Source organism: Chryseobacterium gambrini (assembly GCF_027920505.1).
Classification (GTDB): domain Bacteria; phylum Bacteroidota; class Bacteroidia; order Flavobacteriales; family Weeksellaceae; genus Chryseobacterium; species Chryseobacterium gambrini.
On record NZ_CP115857.1, the window covers coordinates 3,766,383 to 3,791,235 of the forward strand.

Genomic DNA, 24,853 nt, shown 5'->3' on the forward strand with positions numbered 1-24,853 from the left:
CAACATTTAGTTATAGCATATTGCGGATAATCAGAATTTAAAAAAACTTAATGGTTTAAAAATTTTTATCTCTACGTAAAAACATTGCGCATTACGCAGATAATTTTGTAAGCGTAAAATAAAAAGCAATGGATTTTTCTAACCAAAACTTTACGCAAAACGAATGGGAATCATGTCTCAAGGTATTAAAAGCCCTGAAAGATGAGCCATTTCTTAATCCGGACAACCAAACTTTTTCCGGGTTGATCACAAAAATTCATAAGAACGCCAAAAAACAAAACCGTCTGGAAAGTTATTCTCAGATGAAAACGTACGATCTTGAAATTAATTCAGAATCGGTACTGATGAAAAAAGCTTTGGCGGGAGTTTCTGCTTTTTATGATGATGAAAAAAACGATACCCAACTTACCAGATTACAGATTCCCAAAAACTGCTACTGCTGTAACCAGAGTTATCAGTATGCCCATTCCTTTTACACCAGATTATGCCCGAAATGTGCGGATGAAAACTATGAAAAACGTTTTCTTTCAGCAGATTTAACGGGACGGAATGTCATCTTAACCGGAGGACGTGTAAAGGTAGGTTTCGCAACCGCTTTAAAGCTCCTGAGAAATGGTGCCAATTTGGTTTTGACGACCCGTTTTCCGGCTTTGGCACTGGAAACTTTGCAGCAGGAAGCAGATTATGAAGAATGGAAAGACAGACTTTGGGTGTATGGTCTCGATCTCAGAAATCTGAAGGCAATTCAGGAATTTATAGACTTTTATCAGTCGAAATTTGAAACGCTTGATATTCTCATCAATAATGCGGCACAGACGATTAAATATCCCGATCAGTATTACCTTCCGATCATCAGACGTGAAAACGAAATGCTCGTTGAGTTTAAAAACAATCATAAATTGATTCCGAACGCAACCCCCATTTCCGCAGAGGTCGGAAAACTGGAATATGCGCAGAATGAAGAAACAAATGTCGCTTTAACGCGTTTCGGACAACCGGTGGATAATCGTGATAAAACAAGCTGGAATTCCACTCTGGAAGAGATTTCGATGTACGAATTGGTTGAGGTGAATTTAATCAATCACATTGCGCCGTATTTTCTGATCAAAGAATTAAAACCTTTAATGAAGGCTTCTTCTTTCAAAGAAAAATTCATCGTTAATGTAACATCTTCAGAAGGTATTTTCAGCTATAACAACAAAACGATGTTTCATCCGCATACCAATATGACGAAAGCAGCTTTGAATATGATGACGCTTACTTCCGCAAAGGAGTTTGAAAAAGACCAGATTTATATGACGGCAGTAGATGTGGGATGGATTTCCACAGGTGCGAAGGAAAGTTTAAGAAAGAAACAGTTTGAGCAGGGATACATTCCGCCATTGGATTCTGTGGACGGAGCCGCGAGAATTCTGCATCCTATTGTGGAAGGAATCAACGGAAATTATTTCAGCGGAGTTTTATTGAAAAATTATAAAATTAATGACTGGTAAAATATAAAAAGTTAGCTCAGAGGAAGAGCATCCGGTTGACACCCGGAAAGTCACGGGTTCGAATCCTGTACTTTTTAGAAAGAAACTCATAGTTATAACAGGAAAAACATTGCATCTACTATGTAAAGTTACAGGTTCGAGTCCTGTTGAGTTTCCAAATAGAAAGCGTTAGTTCAGCAGGAAGAATACCGCCATGTCGCGGCGGAGGTCGTGGGTTCGAGTCCCACACGCTTTCCAAAACGGAGATAATAGTTTAATTGGAAAAATGTATTCCCTGCACGGAATAGATGCGGGTTCAAATCCTGCTTATCTCCCCAAACAGAAACGGTAGCTCAATGAAAGAGCATTAGTCTTCCTCACTAAGGGTTGCGGGTTCAAGTCCCGTCCGTTTCTAAGAGCGTATCGTCTAAATGGAAGGACACCGGCTTATCGTGCCGGAAATTCAGGTTCGAGTCCTGCTGCGCTCCCAAAATGGAGACAATAGTAATAAAAATGGAAAAATACATTCTTCTAAAATGAGTTGCGGGTTCGAGTCCTGCTTGTCTCCCAAAAAGGAAATGGTAGCTCAATGGAAGAGCGCTGACCTTCCAAGTCAGAGGTTGCAGGTTCAAATCCTGCCCATTTCACAATGAATACATAAGACAAAAGTTGTAGTTTAATCCGGAAAAATATATTCCGACCGAATAAGTTGTCGGTTCGATCCCGACCTTCTTTTGCCTTATCTTAAAAATAAAAGCCATGTTAAAAAAAGTATTAGTTTTTTTCGGAATTATTGATGAAGTGTATACCCCTGTTCCGATGCAGTGGAAAGAAAGACCGGTTGTTGAAAAGCTTCCTGAAACATCTAAACCTTTGGTACATAAAACAGAAAAAGTCATTTTAGAAACTTTGCCAAAACCTGTTCCCCAATCTGTAGAAAAAACATTGGAAAAGCCTGAAAAAAAAGAAAAAGAATTAACCAGAACTGAAAGAAAAAGATCGGTTAATAATCATCATCCAATTGAAAACTTATCAGAATTCACCAAAGATTTTAAAACTTACTGTCTTGAAAAAACAAGCAACCAGCATATGCTGAAAGCTAAAAATTACAGTATTTATGATAAAAACGGAGTTACGGAAACATTCATTGCTTCAGAGGATTCTTTTATCACGCATAACGAACACAAAACGCTCCGCATCCAAAGCGAATGTTTTGTGAAATATATCCAGCAGGAATATAACCCCATAACAAGACTAATAGAAAATGCATACGACTAAACCCATACAACGATATAAAATATTTTCCGTAAAAGACTTCACGGAAGCTGTTTTTGATGAGAATGCATCTATAGAAATTTATGCTAAAAACACAGCCTTTGATTGTACTGAAATTAAAGGAAATCTAGTATTGAGAGGGGAAGGCTGCAATTTTCCGAATCTTGAGACTGTAAAAGGGAATCTCTCCATAGATGCTCCCGACTGTTCTTTTCTGGAGCTGAAAATGGTAGAAGAAAATTTTACGATGCATTGCCCTGCAATGTTGAATCGGCTGGAAAAAGTAAGAGGTAATTTTAAATGTATTGTTGATTTCAGCTTTAAAAACTTAGCAACAATAGGAGGAAGCATTGAACTGAAAAATGCTGCCGTGTACGCAAAAAGTAAAAAGTTGGTACAGGGAAGAGGAAGAGTTGTTATCCCGATAAACCATCAGTACGAAGTTAAAAATCTTCCAAAAGACGGAATCTTTAATATTGATGTTTTCGGAGACCATATTATGATACCGCATCAGGAAATCCGCGGAAGAATCAACATTTTTGGTAAAGATATTTCCTTTCCGAATCTGGAATTCGTTCATGGAGGGCTTAAAATAGAAATCACAGATTCTTTAGCCGATGAATGTACCCATGATTTCCCTGTGCTGAAAAAAATGACAGGTAATCTTCGCTTTGTGCGGGCAAAACTTTCTTTTCCTGAACTTCAGGAAATGATGGGCACTATTCATCTTGAAAATGGTTCGTATGTTAACTTTTCTGCTTTGGAAATCTCTGGCGGAATTATGATCAATCATCGGTCCGGAGCTTCTTTTCCCGTATTGAAAGAAATAAACGGAGCATTGAAAAATCATGGTTCGGGAACCTGTTACTTAAATGCACTGGAAAAGATAAAAAGTACATTTTGTACCTATCAGATTTCGGCCCCGAATATTGTTGAAATTGGCGGAGATTTAGACATTCATGCATATACTCATAATAAATTTGATCATTTAAAGAAAGTCAGCGGAAGAATACTGGGTTCTTCAAAAGTTCAGCTTAAATCTCTGGAATATGTAGGAATTTTAGATAATGCAAGTTTAGCAGGCTCTGAGTTTCCTGCTTTGAAGGAGGTTACGCATTATTTTTACGGAACACATACCGGACTGGAGAATGTGGCAAAAAATATTTATTTTAGAGTTACGGACAGTCTTTGCATTACAAAAGATCAGTTTATTGTCGGAAGGTCAAATTTTACTTTTGTTTTGAATTTGCAACGTCATTATTTTAAAAAGCTGATTTCTATTTTAAAACTGAGACATAGCAGCTTTCAGAATTTTAAAACACGGGAATTTGAAAGAGAGTGGACGCATTACAATACTCCGGTTTTTAATGATGTTTTAAATAGAATCGAAAAATTATGGGATAAAGTAGAGCCGATCGGTTTTGATGAATTTTTCAATGACAAAGACCGAAACTTTAAGCTTTTCTGTTTCAGTTATTTCGGAGTCGGGAATTTAATGAAAAACCTGAAAGCTGAAAAAATAAATCAGGCAGAAATTGAGGTTAATTATTTTGGATATGATGATAATGGAAATGAATATATAACGAAAAAAATCAATCAGTATGAAGTTTATCAGGTTGAAAATGAAAAACTCGGAATATTCGTGTGGGGTTCCGTAAACCGCTATTCTTATGCTGTAAAATGCTGGTGTCCCTCTACGGAAAAAGAACATTGGCTGTGGATTGAGGAAGCGTATAAAGACAATGCGTTAACGGCAATTGCATCCACTTTCAGAATTCATGAAAACATCATCCCGCACATCAGATGTTTAAAAAGACAGGGAGATCTGCTGATTTGCGAATTGAATAAAAAAATTCCGCCTCGTGGTGCTGTAAGAGCTTTAACCGCTTCAGAATATTTCGGTCTTCTGGAAGCTGAAACCTAATCATAAGGAACAGTAGTTTAATCTGGAAAAGCACTCCGAGCACAGGAGGGTTGCAGGTTCGAATCCTGCCTGTTTCTGTTTTTTTAAAATTTAAAAAGCATTTTAGGATTAATCTTTTTCTCTCGCAGATTTTTTTCATTAAGCCGACATAGGAAGCTGAAGCGTTAAGAAAATTAATCATGCGAACATTAAGAAAATTCTACTGTTTGAGCGCGGGGAAAATATTAAATCAAAAAACAAATACCAAATTCGCCCAAGTCTTGAACTTTTGTTTTGCTTCAAGGCAAAAGAAAATTAAAATGAAAATCATGAAAGAATTACAAACCATATTAAATACAATCCTCAAAGAAAAACAAGGATACATTACTTTCCTTACCGGAGCCGGAATTTCTGCGGAAAGCGGACTTCCGACTTACCGCTCGATCGACGGAATCTGGATTAAAGGAACAAAATATCATCGTCCTGAAGAATTCGGGACGTATAAATATTTCAGCCAGAATCAGGAAGAAGTATGGCAGTATAATCTGTTCTGGAAGAAAATGATTGCTGAAGCAAAACCTAATCCGGGACATTTGGCGATCACAGAAATTGAAAAGCTTTTAGGTGAAAGATTTAAGCTAATTACTCAAAATGTTGACGGGCTTCACCAAAGATCGGGAACGCAGAATGTCTATGAAATTCATGGAAGCAAACAGAAAGTCCGATGTTCAAAAGAATGCAGCGAACCTTTCGATTTTCCTGAAAATATTAAGTTTAAAGAGTATACCGAAGATTTAACAGCGGATGATATCGACGATCTGAAATGTAAAAAGTGCGGAAACTGGCTTCGTCCTCATACTTTGTGGTTTGATGAAAGTTACAATGAAAAATACTATCATTTCGATACAGCGTACAACATTGCAGACCATACAGATATTTTATTTGTAGTCGGAACTTCGGGATCAACGGCTTTGCCTGTAAATATTGTGGAAACGGTAAAAATCCGTGCAAAATGGATCGTCCTGATCAATCCTGAAAGCGATACGTATTTTGATTATATTTTAAAAGGAAGCAAAACATTATTTTCGGTAGAGGAAAGCAGTTCAAAAGCACTTCCAGAATTAAAAATGATGATTGAAGATATTATAAACGCTTAAATTTTTATACGGAAGCAGTAGTTTAACGGAAAAGCGCATCATTCTAAGATGAGTTGCAGGTTCAATTCCTGCCTGTTTCCCTTTTTTTGATTCATTTTGTCTTGCTAGTTAACAGATTTAGATTTAAAATAAAAGATTTATACTTCAGAATTAACCACAAAAGTCGCAAAAGAATGTATAGCGAAATGATAGTATATTTAAAGTATTTCAAAAGTCTGCAAAGAGAAAAAATCTTTGATTTTTTAACTTATGTGCACTTTTTTCCAGTTAAGTATTAAACTTAAAAAACTAAAGTGTTTACATCTTTTTGCATTTTTTGTGGTAAAAAAGTTTAAACAAGTTTCATGTTAAATAAAAGTTTAGAGTAACTTCTATTGTTAAATAAAACGTTTACTGAAAATTATTCCTATATATTATGAGAAACATTTATAATAAAAGTCCTTACAGAGCAAGAGAATATGGTAAAATTCCTCAGTATTTACAAAAATACGGAAATAAGAAATGGAGACGAACTGAAAAATCGGAGATAGAAGATCAGCTTAGTGAAACTGTTAAATTTTTTAAGCAAAGAAAGAAAAGGCGAAAATTAATCTGGGTTAAAATCACAAGAGAAATTAACGGAACAACAGATTCTGATTACAGAAGTTTTTACACGGAAAAATCATTTAAAAGTTCAATAAGCAGAGCACATATAACAAGATACATTTTAATAAATAATAAAACAAAAAAGAAATGAACACATTAATCGATATTGGTATAAACTTAACCAATAAACAATTTTATGACGAACAGGAAGAAATAATCAACCGCGCTCTCGACAATGGAGTAGAGCAGATGATTCTTACAGGAACGAGCGTTCGCGGAAGCCAAGAATCTGCGGAAATTGCAGAAGATTATCCCGAGATTCTGTTTTCAACGGCAGGAATTCATCCTCATGATGCAAAATCTTTCAACAGCGAAAGTATTCCTGCATTAAAAACATTATTAAAACAAGACCACGTTGTTTCCGTAGGAGAATGCGGACTGGATTTCGACAGGGATTTTTCACCAAGACCTGTTCAGGAAAAATGTTACCGCGCCCAGCTTGAATTATCCATAGAAGTCAGGAAACCACTTTTTCTTCATGAAAGATCTGCCTTCAAAAGATTTAATGAAATAACGGATGAATATTTGTCTCAACTTCCAAAAGCTGTGGTACATTGTTTCACAGGAACTTTACAGGAAGCCAAAATGTATCTGGATAAAGGCTTTTATTTAGGATTTACGGGAGCCATCAGCGATCAGAACAGGTTTAAACATTTGGAAGAAGTGATAAAATACGTTCCGCTCGACCGGATGATGATTGAAACCGATGCGCCTTTTATGCTGCCGAAAAATATGCCGAGAATGCAGAACCGCAGAAACGAACCTTCCTTTTTACCGTATGTAGCACAGACGATTGCCCATCTGAAGAAAATCAGCATAGCTGAAGTTGCAGATGAAACCACGGAAGTTGCCCGTCATTTTTTCAGGATATAAAAAAAGAGTTCTACAGATGATGTAAAACTCTTTTTATTTTGGATGATCGATAATGATTACAAACTCTTAATCCCTGCTTCCAAAGCAAGCTCAATCATTGGTTTTAAAGCCTTTTCTCTCTGGTCTGCTGAAATATTTTCGTGGGTAGGAATAATATCCGAAACCGTAAGAATGGTTGCCGCATTTTTTCCTAAATGTTTAGCATTGGCAAACAATCCGAAAGCTTCCATTTCTACCGCCGGACAGTTATATTTTGTAGCAATGGCTGGAATTGCAGGATCTTTTCTGTAAAAAATATCACTGCTGTGGATGTTCGTCGCTTTTGCCGTTAGAGACATTTCTTTTGCCGTTTCGTTGATGGTATTGAAGATATTTCCCTGATGAGAAATGCTTTCCTCTTCAATTCCCCATGCGAATTTTGCGTAGGTGCTTTCACTCGCTGCATTTTCCACATTCAGAAGATCATACACTTTTAGATCTGTGGTATACGCACCGCAGGTTCCGATTCTGATGATCGTATCTACATCATACTCTGTAAAAAGTTCAAAAGAGTAAATTCCGATGCTTGGAAAGCCCATTCCGCTTGCTCCCACAGAGATTTCTTTACCTTTATATAACCCTGTGTAATATAAAATTCCTCTGGTCTGGCTTACCAGTTTAGCATCTTCCAAAAAGTTTTCCGCAATGTATTTGGCACGCAGCGGATCTCCGGGTTGTAAAACAACTTTAGCAATTTCTCCTTTTTTTGCACTGATGTGGATACTCATAATTTTTTATTTGAAAGGGCAAAGATATAAAATTGTGATTTCTTAATCCTTGAACAATGGTTTTTTAATTAAAGATTTATAATCAACTTACCTTCAAAATTTTCAATTCGAAAAGAATATTTTTTATTTTTGTTAAATGATGGAAAAAAAATCAGCTTTTTTAGACACTTTATTTCTGCTTCGAAAAGAAGAATGCATCACCATTTTTTCAGATATTCATGAAATTTCCAAAAAAGAAGAGCAGGATGCCGCAGATTATTTTCAGGCTGAGTTTGAGAAAGAAAGGCTTGAATTTTTATCCGACACACTTGTCTGCGATACAGAAACAGCAGTCTGGGCTGCCAAAATAGTCTATCACAGTGCGCAGCTTCATTTAATAAGAGAAAATACGGCTAAAGATTTAAACAAATTAATTCCGTCTTTCAAAGGGAAAAGAGATGTTTCAGGCATCCTGTCCGCAGATTTATCACTCCGGTTTTTACCACAGATTGTTTCTGCTTTACAGGTTTCAGATCCGGAAGATCCTTTGGTGAAAATGCTGGAAAATATTCTGAAACAATTTCACTATTCAGCAGTAGGATTTGATCTCGATCTCGAAGACATCAACTGGGAAGAAGAATTAAAAGACAAAACCTACCGAAAGCTCTATCTGGAAAGAATTGTAGAAAAGAAATCCTATCGGCTTGCTGAAATTCCTTACCTCAATCAGTTGTTAATTGCTGAATTTGGACTGCATAAAAATGTATTTTGGAAAGAATTAAAAACAACAGATCATTAAAATTTTATGGATTCTGCGTTTAAAAATAAACGATAAACCAGAAGTTCTTTAGAAAACTAAAAAACAATAACCTAAGAGAATGAGAGAAAAAACTGTATTTGATTTTATGGCAGATCCTACAAAAGAAAATTTTTTAAAACACAGAGAATTGATTATCACTAATCCTGATTACGATCCTGATTCTGATGATTTAAAAATCATGAAAAAGCTATATGAAAATAAGGAATATGATAAACTGAATTATTACGTTACCATTAATGTTTTATTAAGTCCAAGAGCACATTTTTTAAAATTTATTTCTTTAAATGAGATAGGAAATACAAAAGCCGCAGAAAGTATAGCATTTATCTGTCATAATATTCTGAATTGTATAGAAAAAACAGGAGACGGAACTATAGAAAATCCTTATATTATTATCAGGGCTTCCGATGAAGATGACCTTCTGGAACTTCGTTTAAGCAAAAAATATCTTCAGAAAAGATTAATTCAGCATGAAGATAAATATTTAGATGTATTAACTCTTGAAGACGGTTCTGAATTGTATTTTGATGTTACTGATGCTTATAAGAGGTCTAAATTTCTCTTGGATAAAGAAAAATCGGAAGAAAAAAAAGCAGAAAAGCCAAAAAAGAAAAGCTGGTGGAATTTTTTAAGTAAAAACTAAATATGGAAATAAATACAGCCTTCGCTCTCGGCATCATTTTTTCGACTTACGGTTTTCTGTTCTGCATTTTTGCTTATTATTTGAGCAGCAAATTTTTAAAGCTGAAAGTAGAGGAAGTGCACGTATTTTCAACATTCGGTAAACCTCTTTATTCCTACAGCCTAAAAAACGGAGTAAAAATAAACTTTGGTTATATTCCTTTTAATTATGGTCTTAAATTCCATCTAGAAGATTTTTCATTAGATTCTCCTGAAGGAAAAAGATATTTCAGAAATTTTGCTAAAAATATGTCTTTATTGCAGGTGGTCACAATGGTTTTAATTATTGTAGTCGGAAGCTTTGTAAGCCTCATGTATGGATATAACCCGATAACTATTTTCAGAGATTTGGTAGAAAATTTTTATGATCTTATAGCGGGAAAGCAGAGTTTCTCAGAATTTAAAGCAATGGTAAACAGCCAATATATAACGTATGGGAAGTATTTTTATCTGTTTTTTGCGACAATGACGTATTTTGTTTTTATATCCTTTCTTTTGGCATTAGCACCATTTTCGGTTTTTACAAATATACTTGTCATGTTTTTGATTTTAGGATCTTATGTTGTAATGGGGCTCAAATATTTTGAACTGCCGATTAGCTTTTATATAGATTTACTGATATCACTTACCATAAGCGGGTTTTTATATTTTTTATCATTAAGATTTTTCATTAAATAAATTAATTATAAATCTTTATTTACTTTGTTAAGTGAAATGCCTTTGCGAACTTAAAAACAGTAAATAATTAAAAGAAACTTTGCAGACTTTGCGTTAAAAACCTAAAATCACCGCAAAAAATTAAACAATTAAGAATAGGTAAGAAGTTAAGACGAATTAAGAATTTGCAAGCAAATTAAAGGCAAGCTTAAGAAATTTATTTCTCTTAACTAATCTTAAACCCTTAATCAATCTTAATGGTTAAAATATATAGAAAGTAAATAAAAACTTTGTTTCCTTTGCTAAGTGAATAGTTTATACTGAGCTTGTCGAAGTACCTTTGTGAACTTAAAAACAGTTAGTTGATAAAAAAACTTTGTGGACTTTGTGTTAAAAACAATGTTTTTTCAAAAAGACAAAAAAACAATAACCAATAAATGAAAACCTACGAAAAAGTATTTGAATTTTTAAGCGATCCTACCAAAGAAACTTTTCTGAAGTGTAGAGAACTCGTTATTAACGATCCGGAATATGATCCTTATTCTGAAGATACAGGAAATGTGCAGAAATTATTAAATGAAGGAAAATTTCAGGAAGTCGTAAAATATGTAAACGTGAATATTTTGCTCAGTCCGCGTGTTCATATCTTTAAATATTTTGCCTATAAAGAATTGGGCGACGAAAAAGCAATGAACATTGAAATGACCATTGCACAGATCATTTTTGAATGTATCGAAAAAACCGGCGACGGCACAGAAGATTCACCTTACATTGTTACAAGGATTTCTGATGAAAGAGATCTCATAAGGTATCACTTCAATAAAGAAGATACGATGCAGATGCTCGTTAAAGGAGAAGATAAAATAATGGATGTTCTCACGCTGAATGACGGTTCTGAAATTTACTTCGATATTTCTGTTCCTTACCGCAGAATTGCTTTTTCATTCAACAAAAGAAATGCAGAGGCAGAAAAAGAAGAAGAAAAAACTGAAAGGCCGAAAAAGAAAAGCTGGTCGAATTTTTTAAGTAAAAACTAATTATGGAAATAAATTCGGCAATTGTAATAGGAATAATTATTGCTTCCTATATGTTTTTATTCTGTGTTATTCCTTACTATATCAATAAATTTTTATTGAAGGAAGACATAAAAGCGATCTCTATGCTGATCCATTTTGGTAAACCTTTATACAGTTATCCTTTAAAAAACGGAATCAAAATTAATTTCGGATACCTTCCCGGAAGTTCAATAGAATTTAAAGATGCAGAGGGTCTGGATGATAAAGAACAGATAAAATATGCTCAGAGAAGATCAAACATCATCAATGTGATCTATCATGGCATACTTGTTTTTGTACTTTTTTCGGTGGCTTTAATTTTTGGGCATAATCCTGTTAAAATTTGCAGAGAGATTTTAGTAATTGCTTACGAGTTGCTTACGAAAAAGATAGATTATAATCAACTGATTCCCATCATTTCAAAAAATTTTCAGATGTATGGAAGAGTATTCTTTCTATGTTTTGTTGTTTTATTGCTGATGATTATTTCTCTCCTGCTAAATTTAACATCATCACTTTGGAAATATTTGGGATTTATAAGTCTGGGTATTCTGATTGTGCTTTATTTTGTATATGATCTGACTTTTTTTATGTTTCCGCTATCATTTTATATTGATATTTTACTTGCAATGACCATAAGCCAGTTTATCTACTTTTTCCTGTTAAGATTTTTTATTAAATAAAACTAAAACTTTTAATTTGAAGAAAAATAACAATAAATTTAGACCTTTGCTCGCTTTGTTAAGTGAATAGTTTATACTGAGCTTGTCGAAAAACCTTTGCGAAATTAAAAGCAGTGAGTAGTTAAAATAAACTTTGTGGACTTTGCGTTCAAAACCTAAAATCACGCAAAAAATTAAACAATTAAGAATAGGTAAGAAGTTAAGACGAATTAAGAATTTGCAAGCAAATTAAAGGCAAGCTTAAGAAATTTATTTCTCTTAACTAATCTTAAACCCTTAATAAATCTTAATGCTTAAAATATATAGAAAGTAAATAAAAACTTTGTGGACTTTGTGTTAAAAAAACAGTTCAAAAAAACAATAATTTTCGTCAAAAAAGAAAAATAACAATAAATTTAGACCTTTGTTTGCTTTGTTAAATGAAATGCCTTTGCGAACTTAAAAACAGTTAGTAGTTAAAATAAACTTTGTGGACTTTGCGTTAAAAAAACAATTGCGATTAAAAAAAGAAGCCAAAAATTATAACATAAAAACAAATGACTCAAAATATAGAAAAATTAAACACCGTTCTTAACCACGTAAAAGAAACCTTTGTCGGAAAAAACGACGTTGTCGATTTATTGGGAATCTGTCTTTTGGCAAGAGAAAACGCCTTTTTATACGGACCTCCCGGAACCGCAAAATCTGCCATTGTAAGAACATTGGCAAAAACCGTAAAAGACGGAAAAAACTTCGAATATTTATTAACCCGTTTTACCGAACCGAACGAAATTTTCGGTCCTTTTGATATCAGAAAATTAAAAGAAGGAGAATTATTAACCAATACCGAAGGAATGATGCCCGAAGCATCCATGGTTTTTCTGGATGAGATTTTCAATGCCAATTCAGCCATTCTGAATTCCCTTTTGATGGCTTTAAATGAAAAGATTTTTAAAAGAGGAAAAGAAACCAAACACCTTCCTGCGCTCATGTTCGTGGGAGCGAGTAACGTTCTTCCCGAAGACGAAGCATTGAATGCCCTGTTCGACCGTTTTCTGATCAGAATTAATGTAGATTATGTTCATCCTGATCTCCTTCATCAGGTGCTTTTAGCCGGAAGAAAACTGGAAGATAATCTGGAAACAGAAACTCCCGAAATTCTTTCCCACGAAATAAAAGAACTTCAGGATTTGTGTAAAACTGTTGATTTAAGACCTATTTACGAAGTCTATTTAAATACCATTATCAGTCTCCGAAATACAGGAATTGCCATTTCCGACCGTAGAGCCGTAAAATTGCAGAACCTTATCGCCGCAAGTGCTTTAATTTGTGGCAGAAACGAAGCGATTTTATCAGATTTATGGGTGCTGAAACATATTTGGGATACCGAAGAACAGATTGAAATTCTTGAAGGCATCATCAACAGAACCATTGAAAAAGATGACCATCCGAAGTCTCATCCACAGGCGTTGCAAAACAAAACGCCGAATCCGGAAGAAGTGATGAAAGACGTAAAAATCTTAGTCGAAAAATGGAATCAGGGATCTTTGAGTTTTGAAGAGCAGAATGTCATTAAAGATAAACTAAGATACCTTCAGACGCGATGCGAATGGATCAGAAACCCTGAGCAGAAACAGTACATTCAACAGGAAATTGAAAGTCTATGGCAAAAGATTCTTCAAACAGTTTAAAAGAATTCTGGGCAGAAATTCCGCGTGCAGATGAAGATGTTCTGGGCTCGATCCGTGACTGGAAAAATGTTCAGATCGCTTTGGAGGAAGATGTAGTCTGGCTGAAAGGTTTTACTGATGAACAGGCGGTTTCACCGGAAATTCAACAGTTGCCGAATTTCCTGCTTTATGAATTAAGAGACGGACTTTTATTCCGGAAAGCCGCTTTGGTTCCCAGCAAAAAAATGAGAACGGCTTTACTGTGGACTCCCATTGATAAAGCTTTGCGCTTAACTTTTCCTTCATTCAATAATAATTTTTTCGGAATTGACGGAAAAATTGAAATTAAACTGAAACCGAGCGAAGAAGAGCATTCCGCAACAGCTTTGTTATGCTCAATGAAAGAAATCAGGGAAGTCATAATTGCGCTGCCGAAATTTAAACTGGAAAAAATCGACTGGATGGTGATTAATGACAATGCCTTATTTATAGGAAGTCCTTTATTAAGTTTTCCGGGAAAAACATTTTGGTCAAAAGAAGGACATCTTTTACCGACAGGTTACGATTTTGAATTTAAAAACATGAGCTCTTTATTGCAGAGAAAATATAACGCAGGTCGCAATCAGTGGCTTTTATGGAACGCAAACGGAAATGTTCTATACCTAAATAAAGAAGATTTCCGGAAATTATCCGTAAGCTCTTTCCGACTGACTGAAAAATCACAGGAATGGATATAATTGCTTATTTCAAATCACATGATGACTACTTTTGGGAGTGGACAACTGATGAAGACATTCCTGATGATACGGGATATAACGAAAACAATCTTATTGTACTAAGTGATTTAAGCGCAATCGCATATCGTCCATATATTATAGAAATTTTAAAAGAGTTGCAAGCACAAGGATTTCCACCTTTTGGAGCTTTGCTATTGGTGTTATATGTAACTAATGATAGTTATATAAATATAGACAGATTAAGAGGGATTATTTATCATCCACTTGTTAGAGAAAAAGTTGATGCTGTTTTACAATTTTTAACTAACATAAATAATTTAAATTCAATTTATAAAAAGGGGCAAAATAAGATTATATTATTTCAAACGATATTTAATGACGCTCATAACTTAATTTCCGCTGCAAGTTCGCAGCAGATCTTAAAAGAATATTACAGACAGCCCAACAAGATTGCGGATTGTATTAGTAATGATAATGTATATGTTCCTACGCTTATTAAAGAGCTTCAGACCTTAGAACTTTTGAGCAATAAATTTCCAACTACAGAATCCATCATTGAAGCCATGAAAGGTTTCAATGATATTCCGGAACTGGAAGATGAAGTCGTGGAAGAAGAAACCACCGTTGAAACCGATAAAGATTTTATTCAGGAACTTATTGAAGAGCCGAAAACATTTCAGGTCGGAAGTTTAATTAAAAGGATCTGGAGCGGTCTGAAAATTCCAATGCGTCATCTTTCGCCCGGAGAACAGCCGATTGGAGGAATCTCGGATATGACGAATAAAGGCGAACTTCACAGGATGCTTTTGTCTGAATTTGCCAATGAAGATGACATTTTCATGAACCGTGTTGCAAACAATGAAGCGTTGTTTATCCAAAGAGAAATTCCGCCCGAAGAAAATATTTTTGAAAGAATTATTTTAATTGATACTTCCATGAAAAACTGGGGAACCCCAAAAGTTTTGGCATATGCATCGGCAATTGCAGTCATCAAACATCCGAAAGCACATTCAGAATGCAAAGTTTTTGCCTTGGGACAGAATATCATCCCGATGTCTCTGGATAAAGTGGATGAAGTGGTGGAAAATCTCAATCATGTAAGTCCGGTTCTGGAAGTTTCAGGCACACTTGAAAAGTTTTTTAATGAAGAACATAAAGAAAAAGATCTGGAAGTTTTTTTCATCACGAATCAGGAAAATTTAAACCATCAAAATCTTCATAAAATCATTCACGAAAACAGAGACCGTCTGAAATTTTTGGTGACAACTTCCGCAAACGGTGACCTGAACTTTTACAAACATCATAAAGGGACAAGAAAGCATATCCAGAAAATCATGCTTCCGCTGCAGGAACTGTGGGCAAACCCGCCGGAACGAAGACAGAGAAGAGAAAATAAATTTTCAGGGAACGGCAAAAAAGCAAATGTTCCGTTCAATTATCCGATTTTGTTTCCTGCGCCGATCAATAAAATTGCAACCTTTCTCTATGAAGGGGAATTTTTTATTTTAAGCAATAAAAAACAGTTGCTGAGAACCTATCTTTCGGACAATTATTACAACCGCAATTATTATGACACGTATAAAACGCATCATGGGTGCGAAGTTTTAATTGATGATATTTCTGTAAAGCTAAAAGGTCAGTTTGCGTTAGCAAAAAATAAGCAGGGGGACTTTATTTTATGCCAGTATCAACCTGATAAAAAGCTGATTTCCAAATTGAATTTAAATACTAAAGAATATTCTGAACTGAATTTGACAGGACATACAATTCAATACTGGTATAAGCTTGTTTATTTTAACAAAGATTTTTATTTGTTGGAGGAAAGAAATCCAAATGTTTACAAAATTAATCTGGAAGGAACTATATCTATTGAAAGTAAAAATGATGTTTATCAGGCTGAGAAAAATAGTATAAAAGTCTATGCAGAACTAAATAAACTAAATCACAGTGGATTAAAAATCCTGAATAATTTCCACAATATCGGAATTAATACAGAAAAAAAACTGGTCATTTCAAATAATGAACTGAATAAGTACAGTGAAGATTCCATCACGTTTTACAAAAATCATTATCCACTGGAAATCTGTGCGGAGCAGAATAAAAACAAATTTACCTTTTCAGACGGAAGCGAAATTATCACGGACAATCGCGGAATACTGACTTTTAAAAGCAGCAACAAAAATATCCCCGAATTTTATATTCCTTCCACAGAATATGGAAATCTGGCGTTGGCAACCAACACGGAATTCGGAGGCTCAGAATATTATCTGCCACAGAATACACTGTTGAAAGTAAGAACAATGGAAGAAATGTATGTTGAATATATGGAACGGTTTATAGATCAAATTTGGGAATATGGAACTTAGAATTAAACCTTTTCCGAAAAACAGCTACCCAAAAAAAGGACTTTTAATCAAAGGTTCTTCACCGCTCGTATGGCTTAATGAAATGGAAATATTAGGAATAGATTTACATGAAGTTCAGTCGTTCCCGATTCCTTCCACAGAACCGAATATTTTATACGGATGTTTTTTGGTGTTTAAAAATCTGGCTCCGAACGAAATTGGCAGAAATTCTTACTTTCAATGCGTCGACAATAGATTTTTCATTCCGGAAAATACGGTCTTTTATCCGAAGATAAATCCTGACGAGTGGCAGAATATCGATGCGGAATATCTCATCATGCATCCTGAATTTGGTCTGGTTAAATTAAATGAAGAAATCGACTGGATTTCCATCATTCAAAATCCGGAAATCTCGGAAGATAAAGTAAGAAAATCCTCGAAAGGAGTACAGATTCCTCAGAAAATCGAAAGCTTTATCGTTGAAATGGACGATGAAAAAGTTCTGGAATCTCTCGAAAAACCGCAAACCGAAGAAGAGTGGATGAAAAATCTTCCGTTTGACATGAAAAAGGTAATGGCGGGAAACAAAAAGGAAATCGAAAAATATTTAAAATATATCGAAAAATATCCGGACAGAGCAGTAGAACTTGGCGTTCCGTTGGATATTATGGGAACTTCTAGAGGAGATGGTTTTGGAATTTTCAAATTTAAAAATTCATGGCTCGAAAAACTCTTTGGTAAAAAAGAGGAAGACAATTTGGATGGAAAATCTTCCGGTAGAAATTACCGTTGGGTATTCTGGGCGGTTCTTTTAATGATCGGATTAGCCCGGGTTTTTATGAACCTTAATAAAGATGGAGATAAAGAATCTCAATCCATTTCTTCAGGTAAAGTCCAGACTCCGGATAAAAAAATGATGGCTCCCGTAGTGGCGTACAAATCAGGAGTTACCGATATTGATATGAAGATCGACTCCATGTACGGGAAAAAGCGGAGAGAACTGATGAAAGAACATATGAGTGCCTCTTTAAGCATGAGCAAACCGGGTGAAAAAAGTTATCAGGAATATCTTAAAAACGGAGGAAGACCGCTTAATAAAATTCAGAATGATATTTTTAAGCTGAATGACAAAACAGATGCGGCAACCGATTCATTAAAAAGAGTATATCGAAAGAAAATTGTAAAATATCTGGCTCAGAATGAAGGAAAGATCCGAGAGAAAATTAAAGATTCCATTCAGAAATCAGGTTCAGGGAAACCTGCCGATGAAGGAGTTGTAAAAACCATTATGAAAAAGAAAGCCATTTTGGTGGAAGATTCTTTGGGAAGGCTGTACGGAACGAAAGAACTTCCACAGACTCCGCCTGCTATTTCGACATTGAACGCTGAAAAAAGTAATCCGGAAGAAAAAAGCCCCTCTTTTACAGAAATTTTCTGGCTGATTGTTGCGATGACAGGAGCAGTAGGACTGTATTCTTTCTTCGTCAAAAGAAAATCACTGAATGTAGGCGGTGATAATGTTCCGGCGGGAACCAAGATTTTCTTAATGATTATTCTGATGGCGATGTTGGCGTATATTTTCTATCCGTTGATCGAAATGTTCGGGTACAACTGGTTTGTATGGATTCTTATTATCGGCATTGTATTGCTTCTTTACCGTCTTTTCAGCGAAGATGAAACCATTTTAAAATCTGATAAGGATGAATAGACAGAAATTTACAGACAAATTTATGGCGGCATTTTTCATTCTCGCCATCATCAAAATAATCGGAATTCTGGCGCAGCTTTTCCATCAGAGTTTTTGGAGTGTGGTGGGAACTTTAGTGATTTTTGCCATTGTTGCGTTCATCATTTTTGTGGTACTCATGCAGTTGGAAAAAAAGGAAAAAGAAAGCAACTCTTCGGGAAAAGGCAGAAATGGAGGAGGAAATTTTTATCTGGAAGCATCCCTTTTCGATAAGATCAGGAATAAATACGAAGAACTGGCTCAAAAATACATCAGCGAAAAAGATTATAAAAGAGCGGCAAAAGTATACATGAACTTGATGAAAGATTACTATCGCGGAGCAAAAACACTGGAAGACGGAGGCTTATACAACGAAGCGGCGGTTATTTATCTTAAAAAATTAAAGAATAAATCGGAAGCTGCAAACTGCTACGAAAAAGCAAAGCAGTACAAAAAAGCAATCGATTTGTACAAAGAACTCGAACAGAAAGAAAAAGTAGGCGATCTTTACAGGAAAATGAATGATGCCAAAAATGCCAATATCTATTATCAGATGGTGGTGGACGATTATGTAAACAACAGTCAGATGGTAAAAGGTTCTTTAATTTACCGTAAAAAAATGGAATTGCCCGATGAAGCACAGAAAATTCTGCTGAAAGGCTGGGAAGAAGACCGTGATGCGTTCAATTGTCTCAATAATTATTTTGCCAATATTTTTGATGTGAAAAAACTCGATCAGCAGATTCAGGAACTTTATCAGAAAACGCCTTCGGAGAAGAAGATTACCTATCTTGAAGCCATGAAACATGAATTTAAAAAAGATCCGAAACTTCAATCGACCACAAGAAATATTGCCTATGAAATCATCGCCGAAAAAGTAGCAACCCGCTCAGAAATCGTGAATGAACTGAAGTATTTCAATCCGGATGATGAAGTGATTTTGAAAGATATTTCCAGGTATAAGACGGGAAGGAACAGGATATTCAGGAATTGATGATTCGTCATTGCGAGGAGCAAGGCGACGAAGCAATCTCAAAGTAAAATGATATCATATAGATTGCTTCACTTTCAGTTCGCAATGACAGAATAAAAAACTTTTAAGAAAAAGATTTATCTTTGCAACCATAAAATAATGACAATACAAAGAGCACATATCAGTTTAAATCTATGCGATCGCCCTGTAATAAAGGGATCGTTTGGGTATGAATGGATGATATCTTATGAGGCGAAATGTGCTTGCTTTGAAAATTATTTACTGTAAAACCGTAAAATTTTTATCAAAATACTGCAAAAACGTCTCGATTACCGAGGCGTTTTTTGTGTTTTTAGAGCAGAAATTATTTAGAATGAAAAAAAATAACCATAAAAATGAAAATTATTTAATAACAAATGAACAATTAATAAGAAAATAGAGCGTGATCAGTAACCCGATGAGAGACAGTCATTTAGGTATTTAAGAAATCTGCAAAGTATTGCGGACGGAAATTCTCTATTCTGAAATTAGCATATAATTAATTGATTTCCAAATATTTAAATGAAAAATAAATTTGCGAGTTAAAAAAAATCATATTTACTTTGCAACCGAAAATTGAAAGCAACAGGTTTTCAAGCCTTTCAAAAAACATTTTTAAAACAACAAGAATAAAATGAAACAATTACATAACATATCTAATTTATATTTAGGACAACGCGGTACAGAACCGATGGGGCAAAGATATGCTTGTGTTATTCTTCTTGATAGTGAATTTGTGGGAAAAAGGTGCTTATATAAATGGGTCAGCTAATGAACTGACACGTCCAGAAATATAAAGCGCCTCCCGAAAAGAGGCGCTTTTTTTATGGTATATGGTTTCTCTAGCTTATTTGGTAAAGCGTCGGTTTGTGGCACCGAAGAACAGGGTTCGATCCCCGGAGATACCCCAAAAATGTGAATAGTCAATAGTGAATTTTATTTCAAGTGAATTCAAAATTGACAAGCAAAGCAAATTGACAATTGACCATTCACAAAATAAAAAAAACAATCTCATGGCTCAATTGGATAGAGCGTTGGTCTACGAAACCAAAGGTTGAAGGTTCGAGTCCTTCTGGGATTACAAAAAAGTGAATAGTCAATAGCGATTTTTATTTCATAAGTAAATTAAAAATTGACAAGCAAAGCAAATTGACGATTGACCATTCACAACATAAAAACAATCTCATGGCTCAATTGGATAGAGCGTTGGTCTACGAAACCAAAGGTTGAAGGTTCGAGTCCTTCTGGGATTACAAAAGATGAATGGTCAATAGTGAATTTTGTTTCAAGTGAATTCAAAATTGACAAGCAAAGCGAATTGACGATTGACCATTCACAACATAAAAACAATCTCATAGCTCAAATGGTTGGAGCATCGACCTGATACGTCGAAGGTTGAAGGTTCGAATCCTTCTGGGATTACAAAAAAGTGAATAGTCAATAGTGAATTTAAAATTGACAAGCAAAGCAGATTGACAATTGACCATTGGAGATTGATCATTCACAATACTAAGGTTCCGTAGCTCAACCGGATAGAGCATGGGTTTTCTAAACCCAGGGTTACAGGTTCGAATCCTGTCGGAATCACAAAAGGAGAGTAGGCAAATACTGGTTTGTTGCGGCTTACTGCTAATGAGTTCTACGACAGTAGTGAAGGTTCGATTCCTTTGCTCTCCGCAAAAGGTCTATTGAGGTAATGGTTAACCTTCCCGACTGTCTCTCGGGCACTGCGAGTTCGATTCTCGCATAGACCGCAAAGATTCACGGAAAATTTCGGCTCCGGCTGTCTCCCGGAAAAGAAAATGAAAGTGAATCTGCAAAACTGGAAAGATAACGGTGGTTGTTTACCCGCCTTGGACGCGGGAGGTCGCAGGTTCGAACCCTGCTTTCCAGACAGTTTGCTCCATTAGCATAGAGGTTAGTGCATTCGGCTTTCTACCGAACGACAAGGGTTCGATTCCCTTATGGAGTACAAAAAAGTGAATAGTCAATGGTGAATTTACTTCGTAAGTGAATTTTAAAATTGATGAACAAATGGGACTGACGATTGATTATTCACCAAATTAAAAACGATTTCGTAGCTCAATGGTTAGAGTATCGGTTTCATAAGCCGAAGGTTGAAGGTTCGAGTCCTTCCGAAATTACAGAAAAGTGAATAGTTAATGGTGAATTTACTTCGTAAGTGAATTTTAAAATTGACAAGCAAAGCGAATTGATAATTGACTATTCACAATTCAAACTAAGTTAATTGTTTCAAAGAGAAAAAGAAAAGGCTTGTCGAGAGAAGAAGATCTTTAGCCAAAAAAACACGATATAATATAGACAGGCTTTTTCTTAACTCAACTGAAAATAGATGAAAAAAGTAGTGACATAATATAAATTTTAGAGAAAATAAAGTTTGTCAAAGCGCAGAAGTTCTTATATCAAACAAAAAAATAAGACAGACTTTATTTTTTAATGAAAATTTAAATAAAAAGAATAATCAGAATATTGGGAAATTACTCATTACCTATTACTGATTACTCATAAAAACGATGGTTCGCCGAAGTGGAAGAGTCGGGGCGGTCTGCAAAACCGTTGCGTAAGCTGAGGGGTTTGAATCCCATAACCATCTCAAATAACTAAAATGAGATTAGTTCCGAAGAAAAAGAAAAAGTTTGTCGAGCGCAGGAGTTCTTACATCAAACTAAAAATTAAGACAGGCTTTGTTTTTCTTCAAAAATTAAAGATTAAAAAGTTAGTTGGAAAATATTACTCATTACCAATTACTTATTACTCATGAAAAAAGGGAAGTACGCCGAAGCTGGAGAGTCGGGGCAGACTGTAAATCTGTTGCTTCATTGCTGAGTAGGTTCGAATCCTACTACTTCCACCACACCGCTGATAATGTAATGGCAGCATGCAGGAAATGTACTCTTGTTGTTCAGGTTCGACTCCTGGTCAGATGGTCAAAGAAAAGTTAATGGTAAATAGTCAATTGTCAATTTAAAAAATGACTGCAAAGAAATTGACGATTAACAATTCATAACAAAAATGCTCTATTCGTCTAACGGTTCAGGACGCCTGCCTTTCGAGCAGAAAACAAGGGTTCGATTCCCTTATAGAGTACAGAAAAGTGAAAAGGTGAATGGTGAGTTTTGCTCCGCAAGTGAATTTTAAGAATTGACTACGAAGTAAATTGACAATTGACAATTCACAAAGAAATAGGTTAAATGGAAAGAGAAAGGTTTGTCAAGCGCAGAAGATCTTTAAAAAACATTACAGGCATAGTTTATAAATATAGACAGGCTTTTCTCGAACCTAAAAATATAAGTAATAAGTAATGAGCAATGAATAATTATTTAAGGTTAATACGAATTATAAATTTATAGAAGATAATTTTTATTACTGATTACCAATTACTTATTACTAATGAAATCCGCGGGAATGGTGGAATTGGCAGACACACTTGATTTAGGCTCAAGGTTTTGGGGGTTCGAATCCCTCTTCCCGTACAGAATATGAGTAATCGGTAATAAGCAATGGGTAATAAATTGCAGGCAAAAAATATTATTGATTACCAATTACTCATTACCTATAAAATTGGAAGAGTGGTGTAGCAGGTCTGCACGTTAGTTTGAAAAACTAAAGGTACAGGTTCGATTCCTGTCTGTTCCGCGAGATATAAGTAATAAGTAATGTGCAATAAGTAATGAATTATGCGCAAAAAAATTACTAATTACCTATTACTCATTACTTATAAAACTGATTCATAGTGTAATTGGTCAGCACACAAGACTTTGACTCTTGTTGTTCAGGTTCGAGTCCTGATGAATCAACAAAAATGAATAGTCAATTGTGAATTTTGCTAAAGAGTGAATTTAAAAAAGCTTTGTGTTCTTAGCTGAGTGAAACGCCTTTGCGAACTTTAATAGCAGTGAGTAGTAAAAAATCTTTGCGGACTTTGCATTAAAAAAGCACCCTGCCGGATTACAGATATTCAAATAATGATTAATAAAAATTTAAATAAAACAAATTTAAAACATGTAGAAAAAATGGAAACGCAACAACAAGTATGGCAGAACATGACAGGAAAAATTTTCCAAAACTCTATCACACAGCTGGTAGAAGAAGCCATCATCCGCGAACAGGCAAATGGATACCGACTGAAGGTTTGTGTAGGTTCAGATTCCCATGTATATGGGGATGCCATTAATTATGCTACGGCAGTAGTATTTATTCGTGAGGGAAAAGGAGCGTTTACCTTTATCAGAAAAGAAAGAGAAATACAGACTATCAGTATCAAAGAACGTATGCTGAACGAGGTGAACAAATCCGTAGAAATTGCTTACGCTATTTGCGCTGTTCTGGATGCTTATGGAGTGGAAATGGAGGTACACGCAGACATAAACACCGACCCGGATTTCAAATCCAACGTTGCCTTGAGAGACGCAATGGGATATATTCTGGGAATGGGATATGTGTTTAAAGCAAAACCTTACGCCTTCGCAAGTTCCAATTGTGCTGATATGATGGTGTGATAAAATAGCTGGAAGTGTGATGATGGAAGATGGAAGTTTTTTAACAGTATGAATTTAATTTCCTTCATCCAGCTTTTAGCCTCTATCCAAGAAATAAAAACCCTAAAAACAAATAACCATGTATTTTTTAGTTCAGGCTAATGTATATTTAGATCCCGACCATTACAGGATTTTTGATGCTTTGGAAGAATTAAATATTGATTACTGTGTAATTAATATTCCTCCAACCGCACAAAAAATTGACTTCGAAACAGACAGAAAAGATGTTTTCGTATACGGTTCGGTGACGATTGCAAGATTGGCAAAGCAAAATACAGATTGGTTTCCCGGTTCTTTTTACGGAGGCAATCATTTGTATGAAGTGTATTCCAAATATTATGGTGAAAACCTTCTTAATCACAAAGTTTCCGTTCATAAAATTTCGGAAGAATTGATTTGGAAAAAAGATGAACTCAAATTCATCAAACCTTACAATGAAGCGAAAATTTTTACAGGAAAAGTTTTCAACGAAACGGAATGGAAAGATTTTGCTTTTAAAGCATTGCAAAATCAAAACAACAGAATTACAGAAGATTCTCTGGTTCAGATTTCTGAAGCAAAACGAACAATAAAAGAAGCAAGACTTTGGATTGTTGGCGGACAGATTATCGATGCAGGATATTATAAATTCAATGATCATGCTCCTTTTGAGGAAAAAGTTTCAGAAGAAGGATTGAATTTCGCCAATGAAATGATTCAGCTTTTCAATCTGGAAGAAGCTTTTGTAATGGATATTTGCTTCACAGATGAAGGATGGAAGATTGTTGAAATCAACTGCATTAATAGTTCAGGATTTTATCCGAATACAAATGTGAAAAGTATTATCAAAGCTTTGAATATTTACTTTTCAAATTAAAA

General features: G+C 35.0%; 19 protein-coding genes and 26 tRNA genes. 44 read left to right on the forward strand and 1 reads right to left on the reverse strand.

Going from position 1 to position 24,853, the window contains the following annotated elements; translation table 11 throughout:
• Window positions 1-128 precede the first annotated feature (128 nt).
• The 16 genes from PFY09_RS17250 (at window position 129) to PFY09_RS17325 (ending at window position 7,325) form a co-directional block, all read left to right on the forward strand.
• On the forward strand, window positions 129-1,493 hold the full coding sequence (locus PFY09_RS17250; protein ID WP_271160519.1) for an SDR family NAD(P)-dependent oxidoreductase: 1,365 nt from the start codon (window positions 129-131) through the stop codon (window positions 1,491-1,493).
• 5 nt (window positions 1,494-1,498) lie between these two features.
• A tRNA-Val gene (locus PFY09_RS17255) sits at window positions 1,499-1,570 on the forward strand.
• Window positions 1,571-1,655: 85 nt separating this feature from the next.
• Window positions 1,656-1,726, forward strand: a tRNA-Asp gene (locus PFY09_RS17260).
• A gap of 9 nt (window positions 1,727-1,735) precedes the next feature.
• Window positions 1,736-1,810 (forward strand) — tRNA-Ala (locus PFY09_RS17265).
• Window positions 1,811-1,814: 4 nt separating this feature from the next.
• A tRNA-Gly gene (locus PFY09_RS17270) sits at window positions 1,815-1,886 on the forward strand.
• Window positions 1,887-1,888: 2 nt separating this feature from the next.
• Window positions 1,889-1,960 (forward strand) — tRNA-Asp (locus PFY09_RS17275).
• 7 nt (window positions 1,961-1,967) lie between these two features.
• A tRNA-Arg gene (locus tag PFY09_RS17280) sits at window positions 1,968-2,040 on the forward strand.
• Window positions 2,041-2,047: 7 nt separating this feature from the next.
• Window positions 2,048-2,119, forward strand: a tRNA-Gly gene (locus PFY09_RS17285).
• 18 nt (window positions 2,120-2,137) lie between these two features.
• Window positions 2,138-2,208: transfer RNA gene (locus PFY09_RS17290), tRNA-OTHER, on the forward strand.
• 23 nt (window positions 2,209-2,231) lie between these two features.
• Window positions 2,232-2,750 carry a hypothetical protein gene (locus PFY09_RS17295; protein ID WP_271160520.1) on the forward strand — a complete coding sequence of 173 codons (519 nt, stop codon included), beginning with the start codon at window positions 2,232-2,234 and terminating at the stop codon, window positions 2,748-2,750.
• Complete coding sequence (locus PFY09_RS17300) at window positions 2,737-4,671, forward strand: hypothetical protein (protein WP_271160521.1); 1,935 nt, start codon at window positions 2,737-2,739, stop codon at window positions 4,669-4,671. Before PFY09_RS17295 ends, PFY09_RS17300 begins: the two co-directional genes overlap by 14 nt.
• A 6-nt stretch (window positions 4,672-4,677) precedes the next feature.
• Window positions 4,678-4,748 (forward strand) — tRNA-Cys (locus tag PFY09_RS17305).
• Between the two features lie 231 nt (window positions 4,749-4,979).
• The gene (locus tag PFY09_RS17310; protein ID WP_271160522.1) at window positions 4,980-5,807 is read left to right on the forward strand and encodes an SIR2 family NAD-dependent protein deacylase; all 828 of its coding nucleotides are present in this window, start codon (window positions 4,980-4,982) and stop codon (window positions 5,805-5,807) included.
• A gap of 11 nt (window positions 5,808-5,818) precedes the next feature.
• A tRNA-Arg gene (locus PFY09_RS17315) sits at window positions 5,819-5,887 on the forward strand.
• 335 nt (window positions 5,888-6,222) lie between these two features.
• Complete coding sequence (locus tag PFY09_RS17320; protein WP_271160523.1) at window positions 6,223-6,543, forward strand: hypothetical protein; 321 nt, start codon at window positions 6,223-6,225, stop codon at window positions 6,541-6,543.
• On the forward strand, window positions 6,540-7,325 hold the full coding sequence (locus PFY09_RS17325) for a TatD family hydrolase (RefSeq protein ID WP_271160524.1): 786 nt from the start codon (window positions 6,540-6,542) through the stop codon (window positions 7,323-7,325). The genes PFY09_RS17320 and PFY09_RS17325 overlap by 4 nt, the downstream gene beginning before the upstream one ends.
• 56 nt (window positions 7,326-7,381) lie before the next feature.
• Here PFY09_RS17325 and deoD read toward each other — a convergent pair whose 3' ends face one another.
• Window positions 7,382-8,092 (reverse strand): purine-nucleoside phosphorylase, encoded by a 711-nt coding sequence (gene deoD / locus PFY09_RS17330; RefSeq protein ID WP_087708910.1) that lies wholly within the window; start codon window positions 8,090-8,092, stop codon window positions 7,382-7,384.
• 139 nt (window positions 8,093-8,231) lie between these two features.
• Between deoD and PFY09_RS17335 the strand changes: the two genes are divergently transcribed.
• The 28 genes from PFY09_RS17335 (at window position 8,232) to PFY09_RS17470 (ending at window position 24,851) form a co-directional block, all read left to right on the forward strand.
• Window positions 8,232-8,870 (forward strand): hypothetical protein, encoded by a 639-nt coding sequence (locus PFY09_RS17335; protein WP_271160525.1) that lies wholly within the window; start codon window positions 8,232-8,234, stop codon window positions 8,868-8,870.
• 79 nt (window positions 8,871-8,949) lie between these two features.
• The gene (locus tag PFY09_RS17340; protein ID WP_271160526.1) at window positions 8,950-9,534 is read left to right on the forward strand and encodes a DUF4919 domain-containing protein; all 585 of its coding nucleotides are present in this window, start codon (window positions 8,950-8,952) and stop codon (window positions 9,532-9,534) included.
• A gap of 2 nt (window positions 9,535-9,536) precedes the next feature.
• Window positions 9,537-10,250, forward strand: a complete 714-nt coding sequence (locus PFY09_RS17345; protein ID WP_271160527.1) for a hypothetical protein — start codon at window positions 9,537-9,539, stop codon at window positions 10,248-10,250.
• A gap of 416 nt (window positions 10,251-10,666) precedes the next feature.
• Window positions 10,667-11,266, forward strand: coding sequence for a DUF4919 domain-containing protein (locus tag PFY09_RS17350; protein WP_271160528.1), 600 nt, complete (start codon window positions 10,667-10,669; stop codon window positions 11,264-11,266).
• 2 nt (window positions 11,267-11,268) lie between these two features.
• Window positions 11,269-11,967 (forward strand): hypothetical protein, encoded by a 699-nt coding sequence (locus PFY09_RS17355; protein ID WP_271160529.1) that lies wholly within the window; start codon window positions 11,269-11,271, stop codon window positions 11,965-11,967.
• Between the two features lie 536 nt (window positions 11,968-12,503).
• The gene (locus PFY09_RS17360; RefSeq protein ID WP_271160530.1) at window positions 12,504-13,637 is read left to right on the forward strand and encodes an AAA family ATPase; all 1,134 of its coding nucleotides are present in this window, start codon (window positions 12,504-12,506) and stop codon (window positions 13,635-13,637) included.
• Complete coding sequence (locus PFY09_RS17365; RefSeq protein WP_271160531.1) at window positions 13,610-14,353, forward strand: hypothetical protein; 744 nt, start codon at window positions 13,610-13,612, stop codon at window positions 14,351-14,353. Before PFY09_RS17360 ends, PFY09_RS17365 begins: the two co-directional genes overlap by 28 nt.
• Window positions 14,344-16,719: a hypothetical protein gene (locus PFY09_RS17370; protein ID WP_271160532.1), complete on the forward strand. Its 2,376-nt coding sequence runs from the start codon at window positions 14,344-14,346 to the stop codon at window positions 16,717-16,719. Before PFY09_RS17365 ends, PFY09_RS17370 begins: the two co-directional genes overlap by 10 nt.
• Window positions 16,709-18,406 (forward strand): APC family permease, encoded by a 1,698-nt coding sequence (locus tag PFY09_RS17375; protein WP_271160533.1) that lies wholly within the window; start codon window positions 16,709-16,711, stop codon window positions 18,404-18,406. Before PFY09_RS17370 ends, PFY09_RS17375 begins: the two co-directional genes overlap by 11 nt.
• A complete protein-coding gene (locus PFY09_RS17380; protein WP_271160534.1) occupies window positions 18,399-19,418 on the forward strand; it encodes a tetratricopeptide repeat protein in 1,020 nt (339 codons plus the stop codon). Before PFY09_RS17375 ends, PFY09_RS17380 begins: the two co-directional genes overlap by 8 nt.
• An 854-nt stretch (window positions 19,419-20,272) precedes the next feature.
• Window positions 20,273-20,346, forward strand: a tRNA-His gene (locus PFY09_RS17385).
• Window positions 20,347-20,443: 97 nt separating this feature from the next.
• Window positions 20,444-20,517 (forward strand) — tRNA-Arg (locus PFY09_RS17390).
• A gap of 98 nt (window positions 20,518-20,615) precedes the next feature.
• Window positions 20,616-20,689 (forward strand) — tRNA-Arg (locus PFY09_RS17395).
• 95 nt (window positions 20,690-20,784) lie between these two features.
• A tRNA-Ile gene (locus tag PFY09_RS17400) sits at window positions 20,785-20,858 on the forward strand.
• Window positions 20,859-20,949: 91 nt separating this feature from the next.
• Window positions 20,950-21,023 (forward strand) — tRNA-Arg (locus PFY09_RS17405).
• Window positions 21,024-21,028: 5 nt separating this feature from the next.
• Window positions 21,029-21,113 (forward strand) — tRNA-Ser (locus PFY09_RS17410).
• Between the two features lie 5 nt (window positions 21,114-21,118).
• Window positions 21,119-21,190 (forward strand) — tRNA-Asp (locus tag PFY09_RS17415).
• A 68-nt stretch (window positions 21,191-21,258) separates the two neighbouring features.
• Window positions 21,259-21,330: transfer RNA gene (locus PFY09_RS17420), tRNA-Pro, on the forward strand.
• Between the two features lie 6 nt (window positions 21,331-21,336).
• Window positions 21,337-21,408: transfer RNA gene (locus PFY09_RS17425), tRNA-Glu, on the forward strand.
• 99 nt (window positions 21,409-21,507) lie between these two features.
• Window positions 21,508-21,580 (forward strand) — tRNA-Met (locus tag PFY09_RS17430).
• A 389-nt stretch (window positions 21,581-21,969) separates the two neighbouring features.
• A tRNA-Cys gene (locus PFY09_RS17435) sits at window positions 21,970-22,050 on the forward strand.
• A 174-nt stretch (window positions 22,051-22,224) separates the two neighbouring features.
• Window positions 22,225-22,311 (forward strand) — tRNA-Tyr (locus PFY09_RS17440).
• A 160-nt stretch (window positions 22,312-22,471) separates the two neighbouring features.
• Window positions 22,472-22,544, forward strand: a tRNA-Glu gene (locus tag PFY09_RS17445).
• A 312-nt stretch (window positions 22,545-22,856) separates the two neighbouring features.
• A tRNA-Leu gene (locus tag PFY09_RS17450) sits at window positions 22,857-22,930 on the forward strand.
• 90 nt (window positions 22,931-23,020) lie between these two features.
• Window positions 23,021-23,093 (forward strand) — tRNA-Phe (locus PFY09_RS17455).
• Window positions 23,094-23,181: 88 nt separating this feature from the next.
• A tRNA-Gln gene (locus PFY09_RS17460) sits at window positions 23,182-23,254 on the forward strand.
• A 216-nt stretch (window positions 23,255-23,470) separates the two neighbouring features.
• The gene (locus tag PFY09_RS17465) at window positions 23,471-23,956 is read left to right on the forward strand and encodes a ribonuclease H-like YkuK family protein (RefSeq protein WP_271160535.1); all 486 of its coding nucleotides are present in this window, start codon (window positions 23,471-23,473) and stop codon (window positions 23,954-23,956) included.
• A 118-nt stretch (window positions 23,957-24,074) separates the two neighbouring features.
• A complete protein-coding gene (locus PFY09_RS17470; protein WP_271160536.1) occupies window positions 24,075-24,851 on the forward strand; it encodes an ATP-grasp domain-containing protein in 777 nt (258 codons plus the stop codon).
• The last annotated feature ends 2 nt before the right edge of the window (window positions 24,852-24,853 follow it).

What these genes read in the sequence shown, in the direction of transcription:
- PFY09_RS17320 (WP_271160523.1), top strand. Translation starts at nt 6,223, where the DNA reads ATGAGAAACATTTATAATAAAAGTCCTTACAGAGCAAGAGAATATGGT.
- PFY09_RS17310 (WP_271160522.1), top strand. Translation starts at nt 4,980, where the DNA reads ATGAAAGAATTACAAACCATATTAAATACAATCCTCAAAGAAAAACAA.
- PFY09_RS17365 (WP_271160531.1), top strand. Translation starts at nt 13,610, where the DNA reads ATGGCAAAAGATTCTTCAAACAGTTTAAAAGAATTCTGGGCAGAAATT.
- PFY09_RS17325 (WP_271160524.1), top strand. Translation starts at nt 6,540, where the DNA reads ATGAACACATTAATCGATATTGGTATAAACTTAACCAATAAACAATTT.
- PFY09_RS17340 (WP_271160526.1), top strand. Translation starts at nt 8,950, where the DNA reads ATGAGAGAAAAAACTGTATTTGATTTTATGGCAGATCCTACAAAAGAA.
- PFY09_RS17465 (WP_271160535.1), top strand. Translation starts at nt 23,471, where the DNA reads ATGGAAACGCAACAACAAGTATGGCAGAACATGACAGGAAAAATTTTC.
- PFY09_RS17345 (WP_271160527.1), top strand. Translation starts at nt 9,537, where the DNA reads ATGGAAATAAATACAGCCTTCGCTCTCGGCATCATTTTTTCGACTTAC.
- PFY09_RS17375 (WP_271160533.1), top strand. Translation starts at nt 16,709, where the DNA reads ATGGAACTTAGAATTAAACCTTTTCCGAAAAACAGCTACCCAAAAAAA.
- PFY09_RS17355 (WP_271160529.1), top strand. Translation starts at nt 11,269, where the DNA reads ATGGAAATAAATTCGGCAATTGTAATAGGAATAATTATTGCTTCCTAT.
- PFY09_RS17350 (WP_271160528.1), top strand. Translation starts at nt 10,667, where the DNA reads ATGAAAACCTACGAAAAAGTATTTGAATTTTTAAGCGATCCTACCAAA.
- PFY09_RS17300 (WP_271160521.1), top strand. Translation starts at nt 2,737, where the DNA reads ATGCATACGACTAAACCCATACAACGATATAAAATATTTTCCGTAAAA.
- deoD (WP_087708910.1), bottom strand. Translation starts at nt 8,092, where the DNA reads ATGAGTATCCACATCAGTGCAAAAAAAGGAGAAATTGCTAAAGTTGTT.
- PFY09_RS17360 (WP_271160530.1), top strand. Translation starts at nt 12,504, where the DNA reads ATGACTCAAAATATAGAAAAATTAAACACCGTTCTTAACCACGTAAAA.
- PFY09_RS17470 (WP_271160536.1), top strand. Translation starts at nt 24,075, where the DNA reads ATGTATTTTTTAGTTCAGGCTAATGTATATTTAGATCCCGACCATTAC.
- PFY09_RS17380 (WP_271160534.1), top strand. Translation starts at nt 18,399, where the DNA reads ATGAATAGACAGAAATTTACAGACAAATTTATGGCGGCATTTTTCATT.
- PFY09_RS17335 (WP_271160525.1), top strand. Translation starts at nt 8,232, where the DNA reads ATGGAAAAAAAATCAGCTTTTTTAGACACTTTATTTCTGCTTCGAAAA.
- PFY09_RS17295 (WP_271160520.1), top strand. Translation starts at nt 2,232, where the DNA reads ATGTTAAAAAAAGTATTAGTTTTTTTCGGAATTATTGATGAAGTGTAT.
- PFY09_RS17250 (WP_271160519.1), top strand. Translation starts at nt 129, where the DNA reads ATGGATTTTTCTAACCAAAACTTTACGCAAAACGAATGGGAATCATGT.
- PFY09_RS17370 (WP_271160532.1), top strand. Translation starts at nt 14,344, where the DNA reads ATGGATATAATTGCTTATTTCAAATCACATGATGACTACTTTTGGGAG.